Source organism: Olleya sp. AS48, from assembly GCF_038900355.1.
Classification (GTDB): domain Bacteria; phylum Bacteroidota; class Bacteroidia; order Flavobacteriales; family Flavobacteriaceae; genus Olleya.
In genome coordinates this window covers 259,050-281,329 of record NZ_JBBMRD010000003.1, presented here as the reverse complement: position 1 = coordinate 281,329, position 22,280 = coordinate 259,050, and the positions used below count along the sequence as shown (strand labels likewise).

Below are 22,280 nucleotides of genomic sequence, written 5' to 3'. Positions count from 1 at the left end.
TTAAATCTATACTTGTAAATCCGTCTGGTGTACCATCATCACAAACTTCTAATGGTGTTGGTGTGATTGCTGTTGGTAATGCATTTACTATAAGATTAAAAGTTGTAGACCCATAACATGTTGGATTAATATTATCGTTAACTCTAACATATACAATTTGTTCTGGCGAATCTATATTTTGATAAGTAGTTGGATTTAAAATAGGATTAGTTTCTGCCTCTAAATCTGTTAAGTTTTCATAAAAAGTAACTGTATAGTTTGCTGGATCTTGACCTCCAAGAATTGTAGTTTCTTGAGTTGTTAAATCAAAAATCTCAAATCCATCTTCAGAAACATCATCACATACTACCATGTTAGAAGGTTGTACAGCTATAGCATTTGGATTAACAATTAAGGTAAATCCTCCGTTTGGTAAGGTAGTAGCTGTATAACAGTCTGAATCAATTAAGCTTTCGATACGAACAAAAATATATTCACCATTGCTACCATTATATGGACTAACTAATGGGTTATCACCTGAATCAGCATCTGCAAATGAGTTATGATACGTTACTGTATATTCTGAAGCTAGTTGCGTACCTAAAACTGTTGCAGTCTGTAATTCTAAATTAAACATTTCAACTCCATCATTAGACACATCATCACAAACCTCCATGTCTGGTGCTTGGTTAAGAACCGAAGTTATCACATCTAGATTAAAAGTATCAACATCTGAACAAGTTCCTGATGCCACATCTTCAATTCTGATATGAATAATTTCTGGATAGGTTTCATTTCCAATATAGTTGGCTGGATCCGCAATAGGATTAAGTCCCAATTGTGCATCTGACAAACTATTATGATAACTAATAGTTACGTCTGCAGCGATTTGACTTCCTATCGCTTCGGTATCATTAACCGTTAAATCAAAAATTTCATTTCCGGAAGGATTATTACATGTAATAATATCAATGGTATTTTCCACCATTGGTCCTGGAATAAATTCTATTAAAACAGAATCTGTCGCTTGACATGTAGCAGAAAAAACAACATCAACACTATAAACACCATTTTCCGTTGCGTTTAAAGTAGATCCCGTTTCTCCTGGTATAACAACTCCGTCTAAATACCAAGTATGAGTTGCTGTAGGTAAGTTTGTATCTAAAGGTACAGAACCTCCTGAACATATTGCTGTACCAGCATCTATGGTAACATCATCTCCTAAATCTCCTCCTAAATTAAATGTTCCTGCTCCTAAAAACACTGCTGCATTGTAGGCTGTATCACCATCATCCGCAATAACTAGTTTAATGTTATAAGTGTTACCAGGCGTTACATTAGAAAAAGCAGTCATAGAAGTTGTATAACCTCTAAAATCGATTGGAGAATTTCCTGGAGGCAATCCTCCTGCTCCATAATAAGAGTCGAAAAAAGTTGGATTAACCGATGGACAACTTGCATTATACGCATTGTCTCTAACCGTAAACACAGAAACAACATCTGTTGTTCCTGGCACGATTGCCAAATTAGTAACTGCAGTCGTTGATAAATCCGTTAATAAAAATGCAAAAGCATCTGTAAATCCACATTGGAAACCTCCATACTCTTCTGATGCGAATAAGAAATCAAAACTTATACTATTAGCAATTGGCACAAAATTAAACTCGATAAAAGAAGCATCATTAGAATCTCCTGGGTTTAATGCTGGTATTGCATTTTCTAAATCTGCATCTCCTGGCCATCCACCACTACTTTGTGTTCCTGTTTCAGGTCCTTCAGCTTCCATTGCATCACCAGAATTTAAAACAATACCTGCTTCAAATGGAAATGCACCTGGAAGTGCTGTAAAATATCCAATCCCATTTTCTTGCCCAAAATTGCTTCCTGTACTCCAATTAAAATTAGAAACTGTAGCACATGGGCTATCAATTAATACATCCTCTATTAATTCTGGAACTGTATAAGTTGTTTGATTTACAGTAATATATGGACTTAAAACTTCTACTTCAATAGTTGTCGAAGCAGAACATCCTGTTGGATTGCTATCTGTTGCTGTAAATGTTACAGTAAACGTCCCTAAATTGTTAAATACATGACTTGATGATAGTCCTGTTGCTGAAGATCCATCTCCAAAATTCCAGTTATAAGTTGCTCCTGTTCCGTCATCTTCAAAAATTGCACTACCATCAAAACTAACAGTACCACCTAAAGGAATTTGAATAACACCTAAACCATCAGCTACTGGGTTTGTAGCATCTATAGTAGGTGTAATTGTTTGACAGGATTGTAAACATGAAATATTAGCAGCCCAACCTGAAGTATTTGCTGCTGCACTACTTACAAACTCTATTGTAATACAACCTGTTGCACTAGTTGTTGATGCAGAAATTGTACCTGGATTATTTGCTGCTCCACCACCAGAATATGTACCAATTACCGCAGCACTTGTATCATCACCATCATAGATAGTCATTACGTCGGAACCTAGTTGTGTACTAAATGTTGTAAATTGTATTTGAATAAATTGATCTGGTCCATCTGGACATAGCGTTAAAACAAAATTCTCGTTATCAGCATAATTAGCCGATGCTCCTCCTGAATCATAAAGCACACCTGAACATTGGGAAAACGTTCCGTTTTGCATCAAAACATCTTGAGATTGAGCAGTGAATAAAGCACCTAGAAAAGTAACAATAAGTAGAAATTTTTTCATTTCTTATTTAGTAAAAGGGTTGAATAATTGGTTAATTTACAATTATACTAAAATACTGCCTAATAATTTGATTAAAATCATCTTAAAAAATGATAAGAATTGCTCATACATAGATCAATTGATACGCATTTTTATAATAAAAACAGACAAAGTTGAATAGTATATATATTAAACAGTTACAATTCAAAAACTCCTACCCAACACTAGAGTTTGCAAATTATATCTATATTTGTTTTAACTTATAAAATCATACAATGGAATTACAAAAATGGATAGACAAAGGGTCTGAAATTATTATTGAATACACGCCTAAAATGTTAGCTGCAATAGCTATCTGGATTATTGGTGCTTTTGTTATCAAACAAGCTCTAAGAGCTTTGAAAAAATTAATGCTAGTTAGAAATTATGATGAAAGCTTACAAAAATTTTTAATAAACCTATTACGTTGGGTTTTAAAAATTGTACTAATTATAATCGTACTAGGGACTTTAGGCATTGAAACTACATCCTTTGCTGCGATATTGGCTGCAGCAGGTTTAGCAATTGGATTAGCTTTACAAGGGTCTTTAGCTAATTTTGCTGGAGGTGTATTAATTATGTTATTTAAACCTTTCAAAATTGGCGACTTGATAGAAGCACAAGGTCAAGTTGGAGTTGTAAAAGAGATCCAAATTTTTACGACTAAACTTACAGGATTATCAAACCGAGAAATTATTATCCCTAATGGCTCTTTGTCCAATGGAAATATTATTAATTTTTCTACTGAAGGTACGCGACGTGTAGATTTGGTTTTTGGCGTTGGGTATGAATCTGACATTAAAAAAACAAAAGAAGTTTTAATGTCTGTATTAACCGCTAACCCTAAAGTGTTAGAAACACCTGCACCTACGGTAAATGTGATTGAATTAGCAGATAGCTCTATTAATTTTGCTGTAAGACCTTGGTGTAAAGCTGAAGATTATTGGGCTGTTTATTTTGAGACAACCGAACAAACTAAAGAAGCACTAGATGCTGCTGGTATTGACATACCTTATCCACATAGTGTTGAAATACAAAAACAGGCTTAATTATTTTTTAGATTTTATTGCTACAAAATCTTTTAAGTAATAGGGTTCAAAATAGGCGACATCTTCGGTGTCGCTTTTTTTGTATTTATTAAAACTTAAAGCACTCATTTGATCTGCAGAAGGTAATTTGTTTTCAATAAACACTGCATTGTCATTATCTAATAACGCTTTAGTTTTAGCCACACCATCACCAATAAAGTAGACTTTATTTTTTGACAAATAAGATTGAAATGACGTCTCATTAAGCACTTGCGCTTCAATTGCTCTAATGCTATTAAACTGAGTATCAAAAATAGCAGAATACACCTCTAAACGTCTAGCGTCTAACATTGGTATAATTAATCCAGAATCTGCTTTTACTTGATGCGCTAAGGCTTCTAAAGTAGATACTGATATTAATGGTATGTTTAAAGCAAATGCTAAACCCTTAGCTGCAGACACACCTATACGTAATCCTGTATATGATCCTGGTCCTTTACTTACTGCTATGGCATCTAATTGTAACGTTGAAATCTTTGCTTCTTTTAACACCTCATCAACGTAAACGTGGAGTTTTTCTGCATGAGAATAACCATTTCCGTAATCTTCTTTTAGCACCAAAGTCTCTCCTTTATGAGAAAGAGAGACTGAGCAGTTAGTTGTAGACGTTTCAATATTTAAAATATATGCCACTTTTATTCTGTTATTGGTTTATCAAGATAAAAATCTAACACTTTAGTTTTAAAAACGTAATTGTATTTTGCGTTTAAAAAAGACGATTGTGCATTTATTAGTCGGTTACGAACTTGTTCTAATTGAAACGATGTACTGACACCTAAATCGTATTTATCTTGTTCGTTTTGAAAAGCTAACTCTTGAGATTCTAAAGATATTTTAGATGCTTCATATTGAATTAATGAAGCCTTAGCATCAGCAAAAGCTTGCTCTACATTGGAAGTTAGCGTTTGTTTTTCTTGCTCTAAAGCTAAAACGATTCGATCTTTACTAATCTCTGCTCTTTTAACACTTGCGTCTGTTCTAAATCCATTAAAAATTGGCACGTTTAAACTAAAACCAACATTGTATCCAAGGTTATTTTCAATTTGCTCTGCAAATCCATTTTTTTGTAATTCAATAATAGCTTCTCCTGACGTTGCATCAAATCCTGTAACTATAGGTAAAACATCGTCTTGTCCTTGTAAATGTTGGTAAGATGTACTTGCACCAACACCAAAACTTAAAGAAGGTAAATAGGCACTTCTAGCAATTTGATAGTTTAATTCAGCATTATCAATATTAAGTTGTGCGCCTTTAATTTCTGGACGATTATCTAACGCGTAGGATAAAATTTCGTTTGAATTGTTGTAAGCTAAGACTGCTTCCGTTAAATCAATATCTACATTTTGAATGTCAAACCCTTGCGATGGTATTTGTAATAACTGTGATAAATTTAATAGTGACAATACCACATTGTTTTCTGCATTAACTAAGCGCTCATTATCTGAAGCTAATTGCGATTTAGAGACTAACAAATCTGCACTTGCTCTGGCTCCTGCATCAACAAGTTCTTGCACTTGCTCTAAACTTTTTTGGCTAATTGCCACTTGCTCCTCTGCTTGCTTTACAGCTTCGCGATTAAACAATATATTTAAATACGCATTTACTACATTTAACGAGATATTATTTTTTAAAATATCTAATTGAATCTTACTACTTTCAATACCTAGTTCTGCTTGCTTTTGAAGATTTGTGTTTCTAAAGCCATTAAATAAGGTAACACCTGCATTTAAACCAAATCCATTACCTCTAGAATCTCTTGAAATCCTACTTCCGTTTTGATCTATAAACGAACCAAAATTCCAATTTTGAGAGGCACTTGCATTTACTGTAGGTAAAAAGTTTCCTTTTGCAGATTTTAAATCTTGTTCTGCAATTTGTTGATCTAGCAGTGACTGTCTAACGGTTATGTTGTTTTGTAATGCGTAATCAACACTTTCTTTTAATGACCACTTTTTTTCTTGAGCAAAAGCTGTGAAGCCTACTAAGAATACTAATGTGAATTGTATTATATTTCTAGTTTTCATCTTCGTTATCTTCTTTTGATGCTTTGTTCCACACTTTAATTTTTTCTCCTTCTTTAACACCTTCTGTGATTTCGACATTAATACCATCAGACAATCCTATTTCCACATCTCTTTTTTCAAAAGTACCTGGAGCTGTTTCAATGTCAACAAATGGTTTTTCAGTAATTCTGTTAAACTGTAATAATGATTCTTTAATTACTAAAATACTGTCCTTGCTTTCCATTTCAATTTCAGCATTAGCACTGTAACCAGCTCTAATTTTAGTTGAAGGTTCTACCGTTACATCTGCTTTAATAGTAAATTGTACTGCTCCATTCTCTTCCATACCTTTTGGTGCAACAAATGTAAGTTTAGCAGGAAACACTTTTTCGTTAATCGCACCTAAAATTACTTTAATATCTTTTCCTTCTTCTAATTTACCAACTTCAGCTTCATCTACTTTACCTTCAAAAATCATTTTGCTCATGTCTGCAATAGTCGCGATTGTAGTACCAGCATTAAAGTTATTACTTTCAATAACCTGATCACCTTCTCTTACTGGAATCTCTAGAATTGTCCCAGGAATTAAAGCGATAATATTTGTATTTGCAGATCCACCACCAGACAATGATCCTCTTTTAATAATTTGGTAATTATTTTGAGCTTGATTTAAGGTTTCTTGTGCTTGGTTTAAAGACAATTGACTGTTTTCAAAATCTTGTCTAGATATAACCCCTTTTTCAAATAAAGCTTTATTACGATCGTATAATGTTTTAGCATTATTAAACGCTAGTTTTGCTGTAGATATTTGTCCACTTGCACCAACCAAACTTTGCTCGTTTGGTACGACTCTAATTTTAGCAATCACATCTCCTTTTTTAACGATGTCACCTTCCTCGACTAGAATTTTATCGATAATACCAGAAATTTGAGGTTTTAGCTCTACTTCTTCCTCTGGATTTAATTTACCTGTAGCTACCGTTTTAGTATTTATTGAGGTATAAAAAGGCTCAGCTGTTTTAAACTCTTCCACTGATTTAGAACTTGAGTCTTTAAAGTATTTTAACACCATTAAAAGTGCTATTACCAAAGCAACAATTACAATTATTTTTATTACTTTTTTCATTTTTATATAGTTTACTCGGTTGATTTTAAAAGTTTTTTAGACTTTACTTTAATTATATTTAATTGATAAAATTATTCTTCTCTTAATGCCTCAATAGGCTTAATACTTGTTGCTTTAAAGGCTGGTATTAGTCCTATTAAAGTCCCTAATACCACCAAAATTATTAAGGCAATAAATACCACTGCTATAGACACTGATGCGTTAACAATAACAGCTTCTGCACCTTGACCAAAAGCACTATCCAACGCTATTAGTATCCAGCCACCAGTAATTATACCTAATAGTCCTGCAACTAAAGTGATTGATACAGCCTCCACAACAATTTGTCTTTTAATCTCATAAGGTGTGGCACCTAAAGCACGTCTAACACCAATCTCTTTAGTTCTTTCTTTAACTGTAATAAGCAATATATTACCAATTGCAAATACACCTGCAATTAAGGTTGCTATACCAACAAACCAGGTTAAAAATTGCATTCCTGTTAAAAATCCAGTGATTTTTGCAAACTCTTTACCTAAATTAAAACTACCAAATGCACGTGTATCATCTGGATGCACTCTATTTAAGTTTCTTAAAATTAGTTTGGAGTCTGCTTCAATTTGCGAAATATCATATTCTGGTTTACCAGTAATCATCATCCAACCAATATTTTCACCCATATTATATATTTGTTGAAAAGTGGTGAACGGAATATGCATATCTTCACTGGGTCCCATATTCCCTCCAGTTTCAAACACACCAATGACTTTAAAATTCATTCCGTTTAACAGAATGTATTCGCCTATCATTTCTTCATCTTTTTCAAAAATTTGTTTATAGATTTCTTCTGAAATAACGACGACTTTCCTGTTTTCATCTATATCAGTTTGATTGATAAAACGTCCACGAATCATTTTCTTTTTTTGAACTTGATCTAATAAAGGATAATCACCACTTACACCAAAATTACCAGACAGAAAATTACGTACTACCAAAGCAGAACTTTGATTTCTTGGTACGACAAACTCAATACCTTCAACATTTTCTTCAATTTTTTTAGCGTCACTTATTTTAAGTTGTACTTGTCTACCTTCCTGAAACCCTTTAAAAGGTTTGCTGGTACTTTGCGCCCAAACAAACACACTATTTGTAGCAAAATCACCAAATAATCTATTAAAAGAATTTTCTAATCCTTTTGCTGAGCCAAGTAATCCGATAAGCAATAAAATTCCCCACCAAACACCAACCATAGTTAATGCCGAACGTAGTTTGTTTTTACTTAAACTATCGTAAACTTCTTGCCATGTATCTCTTTCGAATAAAAACATTATAATTTAGTCATTTCTTAGTGCTACAATTGGTTTAATTCTAGATGCTTTTTTTGCAGGTAAATATCCTGCAATAGCTCCTGCAACAATAAGAATTATAGTTGCACTAATAATTATTGATGTCTTAACTCCTGCATCTTTTAAAAAGTATTTTTCAAGGTAGGGTTTAGCAAATTCTATTACTCCAACACCTATTAACAATCCTACAAAACCAGCAATTACAGTTATTAATATAGACTCTAACAAAATAATAGAAACAATTGATTTTGGTGAAGCTCCTAAAGCTTTTCTAATACCTATCTCTTTGGTACGTTCTTTAACTATAAAGATCATCATGTTACTGATACCAACAATACCTGCTATTAATGTGCCAAATCCAATAACTAAAATCATGATGTTAATACCAAAAGTCATTTGGTTAATAGCTTTAGACTCATTAGCTAAGTTTCTAACTCTAATAGCACGTTGGTCATTTTGAGACACTGAAAAACGATCTTTTAGTTTTCTGGTTAAGGCAGTACTAAACCCAATAGCTTCGTCAAAATTCATGCTTGGGTTATAGGTCAAATTGATTTGATCGATATAGTCGTTATTACCATAAATTTGTTGTGCTGTAGACACTGGCATATACATGTAACGTTCTTCATTATCTCCACCATCATCACTAAACACACCAACCACTTTATATTGGATCCCATTTAAATTAATGTATTTACCAATAGCAGTTGTTTTTAAAAATAAATCCTCTTCTACTAGTCGTCCAATAACAACTACTTTAGTTTTATTGTCAACGTCTAATTGATTGATGTAACGACCGTATTCTACTTTAGTATTTTCAAGATATTGATGGTCTGGATGAACAGCTCTAACACTGTAGCTACTTTTTTCGTTTCTAAACGAAGCATTTACATTTCTGTATATTCTTGCGGTTATGAATTGTACTTTGTCACCAAACTCGTCTTTAATATACTCATAATCCTCATTAGTAAATTGTATTTGTCTACCAGCTTGTAATCCTTTATGTGCTTTTGAGGTTTGTCCAGAATTTATAAAAATAGAGTTTGCTGCATCATCTACAAAAGCAGTATCAAATGTATTCAATAAACCATTACCCAAACCAAATAAAATAGCAAACAATAAAATAGCAAAAGCCACCGTAAAACCAGACAATAAACTTCTAGTTTTGTTCATGTTTATACTCTGAAATATTTCGCGCCAAAGGTCTCTATCAAACATGTGCAGAAGCTCTTTCTTGATTAATAAACACATCCTCCATAATAACACCATCTTTTAAACGCACAATACGCTTACACATATTTGCAATGTCCTCTTCGTGTGTTACCATTAAAATGGTTTTACCCTCATCGTTTAAAGATTGGATAAAGTCCATAATCTCATAAGAGGTTTTGGTATCCAATGCTCCAGTTGGCTCATCGGCTAATAATAATTTTGGATTTGCAGCTAAAGCACGTGCAATTGCTACACGCTGCTTTTGTCCTCCTGACAACTCGTTTGGTAAGTGAGTAGCCCAATTAGCTAAGCCCACTTTTTTAAGGTGAAACATTGCTTTTTCAATACGTTCTTTTCGTTTTAAGCCTTGATAATACAATGGTAATGCAACATTTTCTACTGCATTTTTGTAATTTATCAAGTTAAACGATTGGAATATAAATCCTAAAAATTTGTTTCGGTAAATCGCTGCTTTCTTTTCGGTAAGATTTTTAATAGGGACACCATCAAGTATATACTCGCCTTCATCAGCTTCATCTAACATTCCAATAATATTAAGTAACGTCGATTTTCCAGAACCTGAAGAACCCATAATAGCAACCATTTCGCCTTCTTCAACAGATAAATCAATACCTTTTAAAACATGAAGACTAGAATCGCCAATTGGATAAGACTTATGTAACTTATTTATTTTGAGCATAATTGATTGTTTTTTTGATTGATGATTAACTCAATAACAGTTAGACTACAAAGGATACAATTTGTTACAACATTTATTAAAAAATTTTGTTAAATATTGGTTTTAAAGGTTTTTAATAAGATGCTTTTTTTCATTCTTTATTCATTTGTAAATAAAACATCTGCGCCAATCATAACATTACCTGTCCTATTATCGTTTTTGTAATCAAACTTAACAATGCCTTTTTTCCATTCTTTACCTCTATATTTAGACCAAGTTAGATTTTCCTCTGTAGCATAGGTAAATCTATACATAGGACCTATAACATCATATTTTTTGGACTCGTTATTAGGATCAATAAATTCAATTCCAATACACATACCTTCTTCTGGCATGAATATATCCATATCTTTTAGATTAATATTCAAAGTGTATTTTTTGTTCTTTGGTTTTACTACTAAGTTTTTGGTGTAAAGTTCATATCCAGGTTTTTTATTTTTGGTATCATAATTATAAAATTTAATATTTAAAGATGCTGTAAAAACAGCATTATTTCTTTTTTTAAATTTTATATAAATATTTTTTAACTTTCCTTTTTTTTCCAATGGATTATTTAATAACACGCATGTTTCGTAACCTATTAGAGAACTCACTCCAGCATTACCTACTTTATCTTCACCAATGGTATGTTTTTTATTGTATTTTTTCTTTTTAAAATCAATAACAACTTCATCTAACTCTGTAATTTTTTCAGAAAGCTTAATATCTAACTTTACATTTATCTGGTTTTTATATTGACTTAAAACAATATATTTAGAATTATACCCAATTGAAGACACCTTTAAAGTATCATATAAATGATTTGAAATTTCAAAGCTGTAAGACCCATTATTATTTGAATAAACACCTTTATTTTTAGTCATTAAAGTAATATTTACAAGCTCTAAAGGTTGTTGACTTATAGAATCTAAAACTTTACCTTCTATCGTTTGAGAATAAGAATGGTTAATAATTAGTAGTAAAACTATATTAATAATGTATTTCATACGATAAAATTAAAAAACTCCAAGCAATGTAACATTATTTGGAGTTTTTATTAATTCTATCAATATATAGTTTAGCTTTTTTTTACTTTAAAATATTTCCAATAGATAAAGAAGCCTAAACTAAAAACTATGATGTATGGAATGGACATTAGATAGACAATACCATCGTTAATACCTTTTGCTGCAGCTTGACCTTCTTCGTTTTCTAGAACAGCTCTACACATAGCGCATTGTGCATTAGTCTGTAAAAATGAAACGATTAAAAATAGAAATAAAAAAACTTTAGTTTTCATAATTGTAAGGTGCTTAATAAAGCTTTAAATAGCTGTTACACGTAATAAGGCGAAATCATTAAATACACAATCACACCAGTAACTGCAACGTACAACCATAATGGAAACGTAATTCTAGCTATTTTTTTATGACGTTGTATATTGTTTGTAATTGCCCTAACATAAGTTATTAATACAAAAGGAATGACTACTACCGATAATGCAATGTGTGTTATTAAAATGAAAAAATAAATAGACCTAATTGCGCCTTCTCCTCCAAATTCAGCAGAATCACTTGTCATGTGATAAGCGACATACATTACTAAAAATAATACTGATAAGGAGATTGCAAACTTCATTAAATTTTCATGCAGCTTACGTTTATTATTTTTAATTGCCCAAACAGCTACCAATAATACAAATGCTGTAATACCATTTATTGTCGCATAAATAGGTGGTAAAAATGTTAAAGGCTCTACATTAAAACCTAGGTCCTTTAATTTAACTGTAAACAAAGCTGCAACAGCTAAAGGGATAATAATAGATAGGATAACAATCCACTTATTATACTTTTGTTCGGCGTTTAGTTTTCTTGTACTCATAATTGTAATAAATAGGTCTGGCTAGATTAGGATGCGTTAAATTTACTCTTGTAATAGTTTTGCAATGTCTTCTTTTAAGATTGTAATTTCTTGTTCATTACCATCTTCATCCATTTTTTCTTGCTCGCTAATTACACCTTTATAAAATATTTTAGGATTACCAAAAGCATCTGTTCTAGATCTTAAGTATCCTTCTTTATCTACTAAAGCAAAATCTCCTGAATGTTCAAAGTTTTCAATATTAACAAAGATATTAAAACCCATATTTGACAATTGGTATATTGCCTCTTTATCTCCTGTCATTAAATGCCAATTTGGACTAGTAACACCATAATCTGCAGCATAAGCTTTAAGGATTTCTGGGGTGTCATTATCTGGCATGATACTAAATGATGCAATACCAAACTCTGGATTATCTTTAAATGTGTTTTGTATAGATGCTAAGTTAGAGCTCATTCTTGGGCAAATGGTAGGACACGTTGTAAAAAAGAAATCCACCACATACACTTGACCTAAATAGTCCTTGTTAGTTATTGTTTTACCATCTTGATTAGTAAAACTAAACTCTGGTACTTTTTTACGTTCTTCATTAATCACTAAATAGCCTACATCTGATTTATTTGGCGCATCGCTTTTTGGATTAACAATAACACCTTTGCTTCTACTCTCGTCCGTACGGTTAATATCTTTATTACTTACTCTATCAATAATTTTAGGAATAAAAATAATACCGAATAATAATATAATGAATGAAATACCTACGTAAGAATAATTTGCTTTTTTACTCATGGTAATGCTATTAGTTTGTGTCTCCTTTTAAATCGTCTGCACGTCTAGAGGTCGAGTTAAACTCGCCTTTACGTTTTTGTCTATACTCAGTAAACAAAACACGTAAATCATCTGCTCCCATGACATTTTTAAGCTGTGCAACTTCTGATGCATTATAAGCAGTAAGCGGATAGGCTTGTTTACCTTGTTCTATTTCTTTTTTGGTTCTGTTGTCTAAACGTCCACGCTGATTTAATTCCTTATCAACAATATATACTTTGTTAGTTGCTAAATTAAAGTCTAAGACTTCACTTGATCTTAAGCTATTAAACATTTTTTTAGTATCAGAGTCATCCAACTCAACAAAATGCCAATATTTAAGCTCTCCGTATTTAGTTAATTCTTTTTTAAGTCTATCTGTAGCGTCTGATGTAGATTTAGACACCAACATAATAACTTGAAACTTTTTAAAGCCTTGAAACTTATCGTAGATTAATTCTTTAAGATTAGAGGTTTCAACAACTTTTGATTCTGGATCTTTACCTAAAAAACCTAAAACCGTGATATGATTTTCTAGTTGTAAGTCTGTTGTTGCTGAAGACAAGTTTTGAAAATCAAGAACATTATTTTTAACAACGTCTAAAGGATTGTAGTTATTAGTAGAAGGATATAAAAACAACAAAAAGATTACTGGTAAAAAAAATAAAGCACCTAAGGTAATTCCTTTTTTCAATTTCTTTTTATCCATAATCTCAATGCTTTTTTTTAATTATACAAAAATAAAAAAGGTGGCTTTAATAAACCACCTTTTAACTATATTTTATATCGATTTCTTTACTTAGAAATCTCTTTTGATAAATCCTTTGTCGTATACATCAAAAACGTAACCTCCTTCTTGTAATAATATAAATACTAAGTAACAAATAAGGAATATTCCTGTCCAAACAACAGCACGTCTTAATCCAGGTAATTCATCACGCATGTGCATGAAATCCCAAGTAATATAATATGCTTTAACAATTGTTAAGATGATAAAAATCCAGTTTAAAAGTTTCATCCCTAACACAACGTTGGTTCCCCAAGATGGTTTGTAGATACCTAAAACAACCTCTACAGCTGTAATGATAGATAACAAGATTAAAACTCCCCAAATTTTTTGAGTATTAGATTTAAACTTAATTAATCCTCTAAATATTTCTAATTTATGTGCGTCTGCCATGATATTTCTTTTCTATAAAATTATTAAACTAGGTAGAAGAATGTAAATACAAATACCCAAACTAAATCTACAAAGTGCCAGTAAAGACCAACTTTTTCAACCATTTCGTAATTTTTACGTCTGTCATAGGTCCCTAAAACAACATTAAAGAAAATAATGATGTTAAGCACAACTCCTGAAAATACGTGAAATCCGTGAAATCCTGTAATAAAGAAAAAGAAGTCTGCAAATAATGGCGAACCATATTCATTTACATGTAAGTTAGCACCTTGAACTACTAATTTACCGTTTTCTTTAATTTGTTTTAAAGATTGCTCTCTTGTTAAGATTGTTTTTTCACCTTCTTCGTTAATGATTTGCGTTCTAACTAATACATTAGGATTAGCTTCCATACCTTTAACGATATCACTTACTTGGTATGCTGGTAAAGTACCTTCTCCTACAAACCAAAGTCCATTTTTACGCTCATGCTCTACTCTGTCTGTAGGTGCAGCAGTAGCAAAATCTGCTATAGCTAAACGTTTAAAAGTTTGTTCACCATCCACAGTTACATTTTCTCCAAACTGAAGGATGTTACCACCATTTGTTTGTACAGCACCAAAGTCTCCTTTAATAAAAGTATTCCACTCCCAAGCTTGAGACCCAACAAATATTAAACCACCAATAATGGTTAAAAACATGTACCAAGTCACTTTTTTCTTGTTTAAATGGTGACCAGCATCCACTGCTAATACCATTGTCACTGAAGACATGATTAATACAAACGTCATAAACGCTACATAAATCATTGGATAATTACCATGGAAAAATGGTACGTGAGTAAAAACCTCGTCTGCAATTGGCCAAGCATCAATAAATTTGAATCTTGAAAAACCATAGGCTGCTAAAAACCCAGAGAATGTTAATGCATCTGATACGATAAAAAACCACATCATCATCTTACCATAACTTGCTTTTAATGGTTGGTTACCACCTCCCCAAGTCTTTCCTTCTGTATCAGTAGTTGCAACTGTAGTATTCATAGTGTTAAATTAGTTGTTAAAATGTGGCACAAAAATAATCATTTTATTCAGTTAAAAAAATACCAAACTCTAATTTTATAGTATCTAAATAAGGTTTTGGTCTTATTAGATCAATATTTTTTTAGTTTAGAAAAAAGTATAAGAAAAAAAACAGGTAGATCCATAGCAAGTCAACAAAGTGCCAAAAGGTTTCTGCTAATTCAAATCCAACCATATTATCTTGAGAATATTTACCTCTTAAGTGATTGATTAACACCACTAGTACCGGAATTAAACCCACTAGCACGTGTACTATATGCACTACTGCAATTAGGTAAATATAAGTTACCGTAATATTACTTGTTGGTCCTGTAAAGTTAAATCCTAAGTCTATAATTTGATTAAAACCTACAAATTGATTATAAATAAAAAATAACCCTAACACAAATGTTAAAGTTAACATTGCAGTAGTTAATCCGTTTTTACCTTGCTTTAATGCTCTTTTAGCGATTATAAAAGTAATACTACTTATTACCATTATTATAATACTAATCCAAAATGGCTGAGGCATTTGAAAATCATTTAGCCAATCTGGTCTAGAACTACTTACAATAAATGCACTAGTCCATCCTGCAAACGACATAATTAAAGACGCTATACCAAAGTACAACATCATTTTTTTTGCGCGTCCCGTTTTTTCTTCTAAAGTCCCTTGAGTTAAATCCATTTTATCTTATAAATTTATCAATAACGTATACAATCTGTATTAATGTAATATATAGTACGCTTGACAACATTAATTGTTTTGCTGCTTTTTCAGTCATTTTTTTATACAACTGAATAGCATAATACAGCATGACTAATCCTAAACTTAAAACTATTATTGCTGCAACGATAGATAATTTTAATTGTCCAGTTACACCAAATACTGGAACAATAGACACTAAAATAGTCCAAACCGTGTATAAAATGGTTTGCACTGCTGTACCTTTATCTTGTTTACCTGTAGGCAACATAAAAAAGCCTCCACGTTTATAATCTTCAAATAAAAACCATCCAATTGCCCAAAAATGAGGGAATTGCCAAAAAAATTGTAAAGCAAATAAAGTTCCTGGTTCAATACCAAAATTATCTGTTGCTGCAACCCAACCTAACATAAAAGGAATAGCACCTGGAATAGCACCAACAAATACAGATAATGGTGTTTTTGTTTTTAAAGGCGTGTAAACGCTTGTATATAAAAATATTGAAATGGCTCCAAACATTGCTGTTTGTGCGTTTATTGAATATAAAATACCAATACCTAAAATAGTAAAAACACAAGCTATTAAAAAGGCTGTATTAACCGTCATACGACCAGAAGCAACAGGTCTGTTTTTGGTACGATGCATTAAGGCATCTAAATCTTTTTCAATAATTTGATTAAAAGCGTTACTGGCTCCAACCATAAAATAACCTCCTAAAGCTAGCAATAAAACAATTTTTAGGCTGATAGTATCTGCTCCTAAAAAATAACCAGCAACTGATGAAAACACGACACTTAGAGACAAGCGCATTTTAGTGATTTCTTTAAAATCTGATAATGCTGTATGTTTAATTGTAGGGGTTACAGTTGTACTCAAACCAACGCTATTTTTTTTGCTGATGCAAAGATACTGCTAAAAAGGAATTTGGCATAAAAAAACCACAAGGTTTTTGGGCTTGTGGTTTTTTATGATTTAATAACATCTGTTAAAATAATAATTACTATCAACTTCTTTAAATACTGTTTCCCATTTTGATTCTGTTTTTTTTAATAAATAAATTTTACTGATAACAAATTGACCCTCATGAATTGTTTCATATACTATTGCCTTATCCTTTTTTAAATTATAAACAGGAACAGAAATGTCTAACTTTTTGTTTGTATAATAATTAGTAAAAACTATTTTATGGTTTGCTTCTAAAGCCCATTTTTTTGTGACTTCCTTTGTGTAATTAAATGAATCTTTTAAAAATGTTTCTGCCAATTTATTTACACCTTTACCCATTTTAACATAGTAGTCTCTAATAATTGGTTTTTCATATGAAATAACTGAATCAATTTTATAGTAAACTGAGTCGCTTAGATTAGTTTCTTTACCCTCTTTATAGGCATACTTAAACACTGTGTTTTTTGTATTTCTATATCTAAAAAATTCTTTTATTCTTTTATTGTTAGTTTCTAAATTAAAAAATAAAGAATCAGATTCAGAAAAGTTGCTTTCTGATAAAATTGAACTTAGAATTTTTTCATCTTCGCTCTTTTTCTTACAAGAAAAGATAGTAAAAACTGAAATAATTACTAAAAATAATTTAGCAGTCATCTCCTTATGCATTAAGCGTGTTATCTTGTTCTTCTGTGTATTTATTGTTAAGTTCTTCAGCTGTATTATATCCAGTATCTATTAATAACATAGAATGTGTGTTATAAAAAGTGAATTAAAAAAAAGTAAAATTGAAACTGATTTTTAATTAAAAAAGACTAAAAATATCAACTTTTACAAATCAAAATACCAATTAAATAAGTCTGTTCTGATCCCAAAATTAATCCAAACCGTACTGTTATTATAAACCGAAGCTGTTTGTGCTTCTGGATTAAAATTACGATAACTTAAATTTACAAATGCTTTTAAATTAGAGGCTGGATTAACTAAATAGCCTAATTGTGTACTTGCGTTTACAGATGTTGTTTTTATACCTTGACCTATTGTTACTCCTGTATCAAATGGTCTATCGTTATAATCTTGATAGACATCGCCACCATAACTAAAATTATCCGTACCATCGTTTACATCAAACCCTCTAATACCTGTTACTAATTTTGCCTCTCCAAACCAACGGTCTTTTTGATAGCGTCCAATTAACACCAACTCTCTAAAATTTGCTCCCCAAAGGTGAGCCATAGGCTGATTGTTGTGCGCATAGTTTAATATTATGGTATTATGAGAATAGGTATATGGTCTTACTTGATTGTATTCTGCTTGAAGCATTAAGTTTTTAACTTTAAAGGCATTGTAATATTTTGCACCTAATTGGAAACCAAATTTGTTTTTCCAGCTTTTGTTTCCTCCTGTGACATCGTTTAATGAAAATTCGTCTAAAATAAATTGACCATATACATTTGCATTATCACTAAGTTTATATTTACCTGATGCTCCTAATATTGCATTACCTGCACCTTGACCGGTTTCAAACTCTATAGCTCTAAAAAATATTAATGGGTTTAGGTAATTGATATCAAAACCTCTGTCATTAGTATTTTCCCAGATTACTGACTCAAACAAACCTAAATTAAAACGTTTGGATACATTCCAACTTAAATAATGGTTTGCAATATATTTTGTTCTGAATGCTTTATCTACCACTGCTGCATCACGCACATCTTTTAACCAAGTCCACGTGTTGGTGTATTTAATTTTCCAGAATGTCGTGTTTAATTTTAAAAAAGGATAAGGACTTGCCACATCACTTTGCAATAAACTTCTATAACCATCACCTATAAATTGTTTGCCATGTCCAAACTGGACGTTTAAAAATTTAGCAGGTGTATACGATAAATAAGCTTCTGCTGCAGGATAGTCATAAGCATCCTCTTTAAAGCGTTTGGCAATACCACGACCTGGTATAATTGCAGGATCTGGTCCAAATGCTTTTAAACTTTCGGCATATTGATTATAATATTGTGCAAAACGTCCTTGACTTTCAAAAACTGAAGCAGAAAAACTAAGTTTACTTCCTAAACCTCCTTGTATGTACAAGCCTCTAGTATTGTTATACGTTGTACCAAAATCTGCATCTGTGTCTTTTCCTAATTGTAAATCAAGAATAGGGTCTACTGTAAACCAATAATCTTCACCTTGTATTTGTGCCAAATGCTCATTCCAAAGCTTACGACCTAACCATGACTCAGCATCTTTTTGAAGCTTTAAATTTTCAGCAGAAAAATCGTAATAATTTGACACATCTTCATAACGATAAGGTTTTGATGCTGTATGACTATTAGTTCCTATCCTATTAATATCCTGATCGAATCTAAAGTAGTTTTCATGAGAAAAAGGAATATTGATTTGACTTGTATAAGCTTTATTGGTATACTTAGTTGTTGCTTTTTGCACACTATCAAACTCTTGCTTTGCTTTTTGTTGCAAATCCGTTAATTGCGCAATTTGATTTAAGTCACTATTATTATCTGTTTTAACATCAGTAATACTAGGCAACACTTGAGGTGTGTTTTTCTGGTTTAATGGAAAATATAAATTAAAACTGTATTGCTTAAACGTTGGATTACCATTGTAAGTGGCTGGTTGGATAGTAGGAAAAGTTTCAAAAACGCGTTTAGCTTCTTCTTTTAAATCTTTACTGTGTGCATCAATATAAATAGTTTTAAAGTTACCGTCTTTGGCGACTTCAAAAATTATTGCCATTTGACCAATGTAGTTTTTATCAATACTATCCGGAAGTTTAAATTCTGAATATATTAGTTTATATACTTCTTGATTAAAGCAATAGTCTAATTGTTTTACCTCAGCATCTTGACAATTCTCAAAACGAGGTGGGATTTGATAATCAGTTGCATCTTGAGCGTACATTGCAGCTGAAGCACATAAAAATAGTCCTAAAATGAACGTCTTCATATTTAGATTGAGGTTTTAATTTAGCCGAAAGATACTGCTTTTTATTAACGCTTTAAAATAGAAAAGTCGCCACCATTATCTAGTAGCGACTTAATATTAATTATTTATATACTAATACTTAACCTGAAAAGCAATTGGCAAAGTATATAATACTGAAACCGGTTTACCACCTTGTAATCCAGGCGTCATTTGTGGCACTTTACTAACCACTTTTTCTGCTTCTTTTTCTAATCTTTGGTGTGGTGCTCTTGTTTGCACTAACTCAGCTTCTCCAAACTTATTAATTCTAAATTGGATATAAATTTTTTGAACACCTTCCTTTAAACCCAATTCTGCTCCTAATCCAGCATCAAATCTACGTTTTACAATTTTTGTAAGGTTATCAGACATACATTTACGTCTTTCGTCATTTGTCGTTGCACTTTCACAACCTGGAAAAATAGGCATAACTTCGACCTTCTCAAATGGTAATTCCATATCTGGATCTACTTTTGGAGGATCCAAAGCGCCTAAATCCACTGTAACATTACCTTTTGGTTTTGTTGGCTTTACTATTTCTGTAATCAAATTATCTGTCTCCTTTTTATCAGGCGTATCGTTATCAATAATTTCGGGTTTGATAATATGAACTGGTTTGGTTTTTACAGGCTCAGACGTTTCTATAGCATCAGGCTCTACTAAAACTGAAGGCGCAAACATAGCATCATTTTCAGAATCTACGTATGCTGTTAGTGGTATAATGTAATCATTAGACTGAAAACGCATTTCTAATGCACCATAGGCAGCCAATAGACACATAATTAACCCAATCTGGAAGTACAACGACGAGTTTTTTTGTAAATTTACATCATGCTTTTGTGATTTTTGCACGTTTTTCTCATTTTGGCGAGTGAGATCACGAGATTCTTTCGAATTTTTCATAATATATATAGTTTAAATGTTAATGTTATGACAAAATCACAATAAGCATACCAAAAACAAAAATCCCGTTACTTAATTGCAACGGGATTTTTAATATATATGGAATATGTATTACTCTACTTTGAAAGTAATTGGTAATCCGTAAGGTACATTTACTGCTTTACCTCTTTGTCTACCTGCTTTCATTTTAGGCAACTTACCAATAACTCTTTTAGCTTCAGCTTCTAATTTAGGGTGTGGTGCTCTTGCTTGAATGTTTACAATGTTACCAGTTTTATCAATTTTAAAACCAACATTTATTCTTTTAATACCACTATCTAAACCTAACTCTTGTGCTAAGTCATTGTTAAAATTCTTTCTTACAAACTTTCCGATTTTCTCAGACATGCATTTTTTCTTAGCATTGTTGTTAGGCTCTCCTTCACAACCTGGATATACTGGTACATTTTCAATAATTGAAAATGGTACATCTACATCTTCTTCTACTGCTTCAACCTCAACATCTGCAATTTCGATCTCAACTACTTCTTCTTGAGTAGTTTCAGTAGATTCTATAATTGTTTCTTCCACATCCTCTTCATCTTCAACAACCTCAATTACTTCTGGAGCAGCAGGTGGTGGTGGTGGTGGTGGTGGTGTGTTAAGCATTTCTGTAATTGGAACATCATCATCATCTTCGTTATCAAAAACTAATTGTCCTATATCAATATCTGACTTATCAGTTGTTGTATAATTGATTGCTGAGTAAGATAAAAATAGCATTAATGCTAGTCCTACTGCTACGTAAAGAGAACTATTACGTCCTACGTCTGCTTTTGTATTTTTCTTAGATTCCATATCTGTAAATTTAAACTGAATGCTAAAATAACTATTTATTTGTCAAAAAAACAAGGTATTAGTTGTTTTTAACTTTCAAGTTTGTAATTAAATTAATTAATAACACTGCTAATAGTGTTCCTATAACATTTGCTATAACGTCTTTGTAGTCTGCTTGTCTAGTTTGTGTTGTCACCTCCTGTAATATCTCAATAATTATGCCAAATGCTATGGAAAAAATTACTGTTATCTTAATGGCTTGAGGTTTACTTTTTTTAAAGGTTGTAAAAAAAGTATAAAACCATAAGCAAGTAAAAACAAAATAAGCAGCTGCATGAATTACTTTATCATTATTGTTTGGCATTTCTATAACACCCTTTACCGTTATCAAACATGATACTAGTAAAGCAATGCTATAACCAATACTAATGACAGGAAGTAATTTACGCACCAATTAAAGCCTTATAGTCGTATGCTGATAATAACTTGTCTAATTGAGAGGCATCAGATACTTTTACTTTAACCATCCAACCGTCACCATAAGGATCTGTGTTTACTTTTTCTGGTTCATCTTCCAACGTATCGTTAAAAGCTACAATTTCTCCAGATACAGGTAAAAATAAATCTGAAACTGTTTTTACAGCTTCAACTGTACCAAATACTTCATCAGCCTCAAGAGTTTCATCTAACGTTTCTACTTCAACGTAAACGATATCTCCTAATTCGCTTTGTGCAAAATCTGTAATTCCAACGGTAATTTGGTCTCCTTCAATTTTAACCCACTCGTGGTCTTTAGTGTATTTTAATTCTGCTGGTATGTTCATTATATATTTATTA

Annotated in this window: 23 protein-coding genes; 1 reads left to right on the top strand and 22 read right to left on the bottom strand. The window is 31.8% G+C overall.

What is annotated here, in order from left to right:
• On the bottom strand, positions 1-2,692 hold a 2,692-nt coding region (locus WNY60_RS06265), incomplete at its 3' end, for a choice-of-anchor L domain-containing protein (protein WP_342861851.1).
• 254 nt (positions 2,693-2,946) lie between these two features.
• On the opposite strand from WNY60_RS06265, the gene WNY60_RS06260 reads away from it, so the two are divergent.
• Positions 2,947-3,759, top strand: coding sequence for a mechanosensitive ion channel domain-containing protein (locus tag WNY60_RS06260; protein WP_145003566.1), 813 nt, complete (start codon positions 2,947-2,949; stop codon positions 3,757-3,759).
• Here the strand turns inward: WNY60_RS06260 and tsaB are convergent, their stop codons facing one another.
• The 21 genes from tsaB to gcvH all read right to left on the bottom strand — a co-directional run bounded on the left by tsaB (position 3,760) and on the right by gcvH (position 22,267).
• Positions 3,760-4,431, bottom strand: a complete 672-nt coding sequence (tsaB, locus tag WNY60_RS06255; protein WP_342861850.1) for a tRNA (adenosine(37)-N6)-threonylcarbamoyltransferase complex dimerization subunit type 1 TsaB — start codon at positions 4,429-4,431, stop codon at positions 3,760-3,762.
• 2 nt (positions 4,432-4,433) lie between these two features.
• Positions 4,434-5,822, bottom strand: coding sequence for a TolC family protein (locus tag WNY60_RS06250; protein ID WP_145003572.1), 1,389 nt, complete (start codon positions 5,820-5,822; stop codon positions 4,434-4,436).
• Complete coding sequence (locus tag WNY60_RS06245; RefSeq protein ID WP_342861849.1) at positions 5,812-6,927, bottom strand: efflux RND transporter periplasmic adaptor subunit; 1,116 nt, start codon at positions 6,925-6,927, stop codon at positions 5,812-5,814. The genes WNY60_RS06250 and WNY60_RS06245 overlap by 11 nt, the downstream gene beginning before the upstream one ends.
• Positions 6,928-6,998: 71 nt before the next feature.
• A complete protein-coding gene (locus tag WNY60_RS06240) occupies positions 6,999-8,237 on the bottom strand; it encodes an ABC transporter permease (RefSeq protein WP_342861854.1) in 1,239 nt (412 codons plus the stop codon).
• Between the two features lie 3 nt (positions 8,238-8,240).
• A complete protein-coding gene (locus WNY60_RS06235; protein ID WP_339808714.1) occupies positions 8,241-9,470 on the bottom strand; it encodes an ABC transporter permease in 1,230 nt (409 codons plus the stop codon).
• Positions 9,463-10,164: an ABC transporter ATP-binding protein gene (locus WNY60_RS06230; protein ID WP_028283412.1), complete on the bottom strand. Its 702-nt coding sequence runs from the start codon at positions 10,162-10,164 to the stop codon at positions 9,463-9,465. Before WNY60_RS06230 ends, WNY60_RS06235 begins: the two co-directional genes overlap by 8 nt.
• 137 nt (positions 10,165-10,301) lie before the next feature.
• Positions 10,302-11,189, bottom strand: a complete 888-nt coding sequence (locus WNY60_RS06225) for a carboxypeptidase-like regulatory domain-containing protein (protein ID WP_342861847.1) — start codon at positions 11,187-11,189, stop codon at positions 10,302-10,304.
• 71 nt (positions 11,190-11,260) lie between these two features.
• Positions 11,261-11,482, bottom strand: coding sequence for a hypothetical protein (locus tag WNY60_RS06220; protein ID WP_145003588.1), 222 nt, complete (start codon positions 11,480-11,482; stop codon positions 11,261-11,263).
• A gap of 35 nt (positions 11,483-11,517) precedes the next feature.
• Positions 11,518-12,063 carry a DUF420 domain-containing protein gene (locus WNY60_RS06215; protein WP_339808716.1) on the bottom strand — a complete coding sequence of 182 codons (546 nt, stop codon included), beginning with the start codon at positions 12,061-12,063 and terminating at the stop codon, positions 11,518-11,520.
• Between the two features lie 42 nt (positions 12,064-12,105).
• Positions 12,106-12,852: an SCO family protein gene (locus WNY60_RS06210; RefSeq protein WP_145003594.1), complete on the bottom strand. Its 747-nt coding sequence runs from the start codon at positions 12,850-12,852 to the stop codon at positions 12,106-12,108.
• Between the two features lie 10 nt (positions 12,853-12,862).
• Positions 12,863-13,579, bottom strand: coding sequence for a hypothetical protein (locus WNY60_RS06205; RefSeq protein WP_342861845.1), 717 nt, complete (start codon positions 13,577-13,579; stop codon positions 12,863-12,865).
• A gap of 90 nt (positions 13,580-13,669) precedes the next feature.
• Positions 13,670-14,050 carry a cytochrome C oxidase subunit IV family protein gene (locus WNY60_RS06200; RefSeq protein WP_028283407.1) on the bottom strand — a complete coding sequence of 127 codons (381 nt, stop codon included), beginning with the start codon at positions 14,048-14,050 and terminating at the stop codon, positions 13,670-13,672.
• Between the two features lie 23 nt (positions 14,051-14,073).
• On the bottom strand, positions 14,074-15,072 hold the full coding sequence (locus WNY60_RS06195) for a cytochrome c oxidase subunit 3 (protein WP_342861844.1): 999 nt from the start codon (positions 15,070-15,072) through the stop codon (positions 14,074-14,076).
• Between the two features lie 121 nt (positions 15,073-15,193).
• A complete protein-coding gene (locus WNY60_RS06190) occupies positions 15,194-15,778 on the bottom strand; it encodes a cytochrome c oxidase subunit 3 (RefSeq protein ID WP_099568806.1) in 585 nt (194 codons plus the stop codon).
• Between the two features lies 1 nt (position 15,779).
• The gene (gene cyoE, locus WNY60_RS06185) at positions 15,780-16,673 is read right to left on the bottom strand and encodes a heme o synthase (protein WP_028283404.1); all 894 of its coding nucleotides are present in this window, start codon (positions 16,671-16,673) and stop codon (positions 15,780-15,782) included.
• A 96-nt stretch (positions 16,674-16,769) separates the two neighbouring features.
• Positions 16,770-17,396 (bottom strand): hypothetical protein, encoded by a 627-nt coding sequence (locus WNY60_RS06180; protein ID WP_342861843.1) that lies wholly within the window; start codon positions 17,394-17,396, stop codon positions 16,770-16,772.
• A 174-nt stretch (positions 17,397-17,570) separates the two neighbouring features.
• The gene (locus tag WNY60_RS06175; RefSeq protein WP_342861842.1) at positions 17,571-19,706 is read right to left on the bottom strand and encodes a gliding motility protein RemB; all 2,136 of its coding nucleotides are present in this window, start codon (positions 19,704-19,706) and stop codon (positions 17,571-17,573) included.
• Positions 19,707-19,817: 111 nt separating this feature from the next.
• On the bottom strand, positions 19,818-20,627 hold the full coding sequence (locus tag WNY60_RS06170; RefSeq protein WP_145003617.1) for an energy transducer TonB: 810 nt from the start codon (positions 20,625-20,627) through the stop codon (positions 19,818-19,820).
• 111 nt (positions 20,628-20,738) lie between these two features.
• Positions 20,739-21,464: an energy transducer TonB gene (locus tag WNY60_RS06165; RefSeq protein ID WP_145003620.1), complete on the bottom strand. Its 726-nt coding sequence runs from the start codon at positions 21,462-21,464 to the stop codon at positions 20,739-20,741.
• A 58-nt stretch (positions 21,465-21,522) separates the two neighbouring features.
• Entirely contained in the window at positions 21,523-21,894 is a 372-nt protein-coding gene (locus tag WNY60_RS06160; protein ID WP_145003623.1) for a VanZ family protein, read from the bottom strand.
• Positions 21,887-22,267: a glycine cleavage system protein GcvH gene (gene gcvH, locus WNY60_RS06155; protein ID WP_342861841.1), complete on the bottom strand. Its 381-nt coding sequence runs from the start codon at positions 22,265-22,267 to the stop codon at positions 21,887-21,889. The genes WNY60_RS06160 and gcvH overlap by 8 nt, the downstream gene beginning before the upstream one ends.
• Positions 22,268-22,280: the final 13 nt, after the last annotated feature.

Excerpts from the sequence above, each read along its gene's own strand:
- WNY60_RS06230 (WP_028283412.1), bottom strand. The coding sequence starts at position 10,164 with ATGCTCAAAATAAATAAGTTACATAAGTCTTATCCAATTGGCGATTCT.
- WNY60_RS06165 (WP_145003620.1), bottom strand. The coding sequence starts at position 21,464 with ATGGAATCTAAGAAAAATACAAAAGCAGACGTAGGACGTAATAGTTCT.
- WNY60_RS06210 (WP_145003594.1), bottom strand. The coding sequence starts at position 12,852 with ATGAGTAAAAAAGCAAATTATTCTTACGTAGGTATTTCATTCATTATA.
- WNY60_RS06225 (WP_342861847.1), bottom strand. The coding sequence starts at position 11,189 with ATGAAATACATTATTAATATAGTTTTACTACTAATTATTAACCATTCT.
- WNY60_RS06190 (WP_099568806.1), bottom strand. The coding sequence starts at position 15,778 with ATGGATTTAACTCAAGGGACTTTAGAAGAAAAAACGGGACGCGCAAAA.
- WNY60_RS06200 (WP_028283407.1), bottom strand. The coding sequence starts at position 14,050 with ATGGCAGACGCACATAAATTAGAAATATTTAGAGGATTAATTAAGTTT.
- gcvH (WP_342861841.1), bottom strand. The coding sequence starts at position 22,267 with ATGAACATACCAGCAGAATTAAAATACACTAAAGACCACGAGTGGGTT.
- WNY60_RS06235 (WP_339808714.1), bottom strand. The coding sequence starts at position 9,470 with ATGTTTGATAGAGACCTTTGGCGCGAAATATTTCAGAGTATAAACATG.
- WNY60_RS06195 (WP_342861844.1), bottom strand. The coding sequence starts at position 15,072 with ATGAATACTACAGTTGCAACTACTGATACAGAAGGAAAGACTTGGGGA.
- WNY60_RS06170 (WP_145003617.1), bottom strand. The coding sequence starts at position 20,627 with ATGAAAAATTCGAAAGAATCTCGTGATCTCACTCGCCAAAATGAGAAA.
- WNY60_RS06245 (WP_342861849.1), bottom strand. The coding sequence starts at position 6,927 with ATGAAAAAAGTAATAAAAATAATTGTAATTGTTGCTTTGGTAATAGCA.
- WNY60_RS06180 (WP_342861843.1), bottom strand. The coding sequence starts at position 17,396 with ATGACTGCTAAATTATTTTTAGTAATTATTTCAGTTTTTACTATCTTT.
- WNY60_RS06215 (WP_339808716.1), bottom strand. The coding sequence starts at position 12,063 with ATGAGTACAAGAAAACTAAACGCCGAACAAAAGTATAATAAGTGGATT.
- WNY60_RS06260 (WP_145003566.1), top strand. The coding sequence starts at position 2,947 with ATGGAATTACAAAAATGGATAGACAAAGGGTCTGAAATTATTATTGAA.
- WNY60_RS06250 (WP_145003572.1), bottom strand. The coding sequence starts at position 5,822 with ATGAAAACTAGAAATATAATACAATTCACATTAGTATTCTTAGTAGGC.
- WNY60_RS06205 (WP_342861845.1), bottom strand. The coding sequence starts at position 13,579 with ATGGATAAAAAGAAATTGAAAAAAGGAATTACCTTAGGTGCTTTATTT.
- WNY60_RS06175 (WP_342861842.1), bottom strand. The coding sequence starts at position 19,706 with ATGAAGACGTTCATTTTAGGACTATTTTTATGTGCTTCAGCTGCAATG.
- WNY60_RS06220 (WP_145003588.1), bottom strand. The coding sequence starts at position 11,482 with ATGAAAACTAAAGTTTTTTTATTTCTATTTTTAATCGTTTCATTTTTA.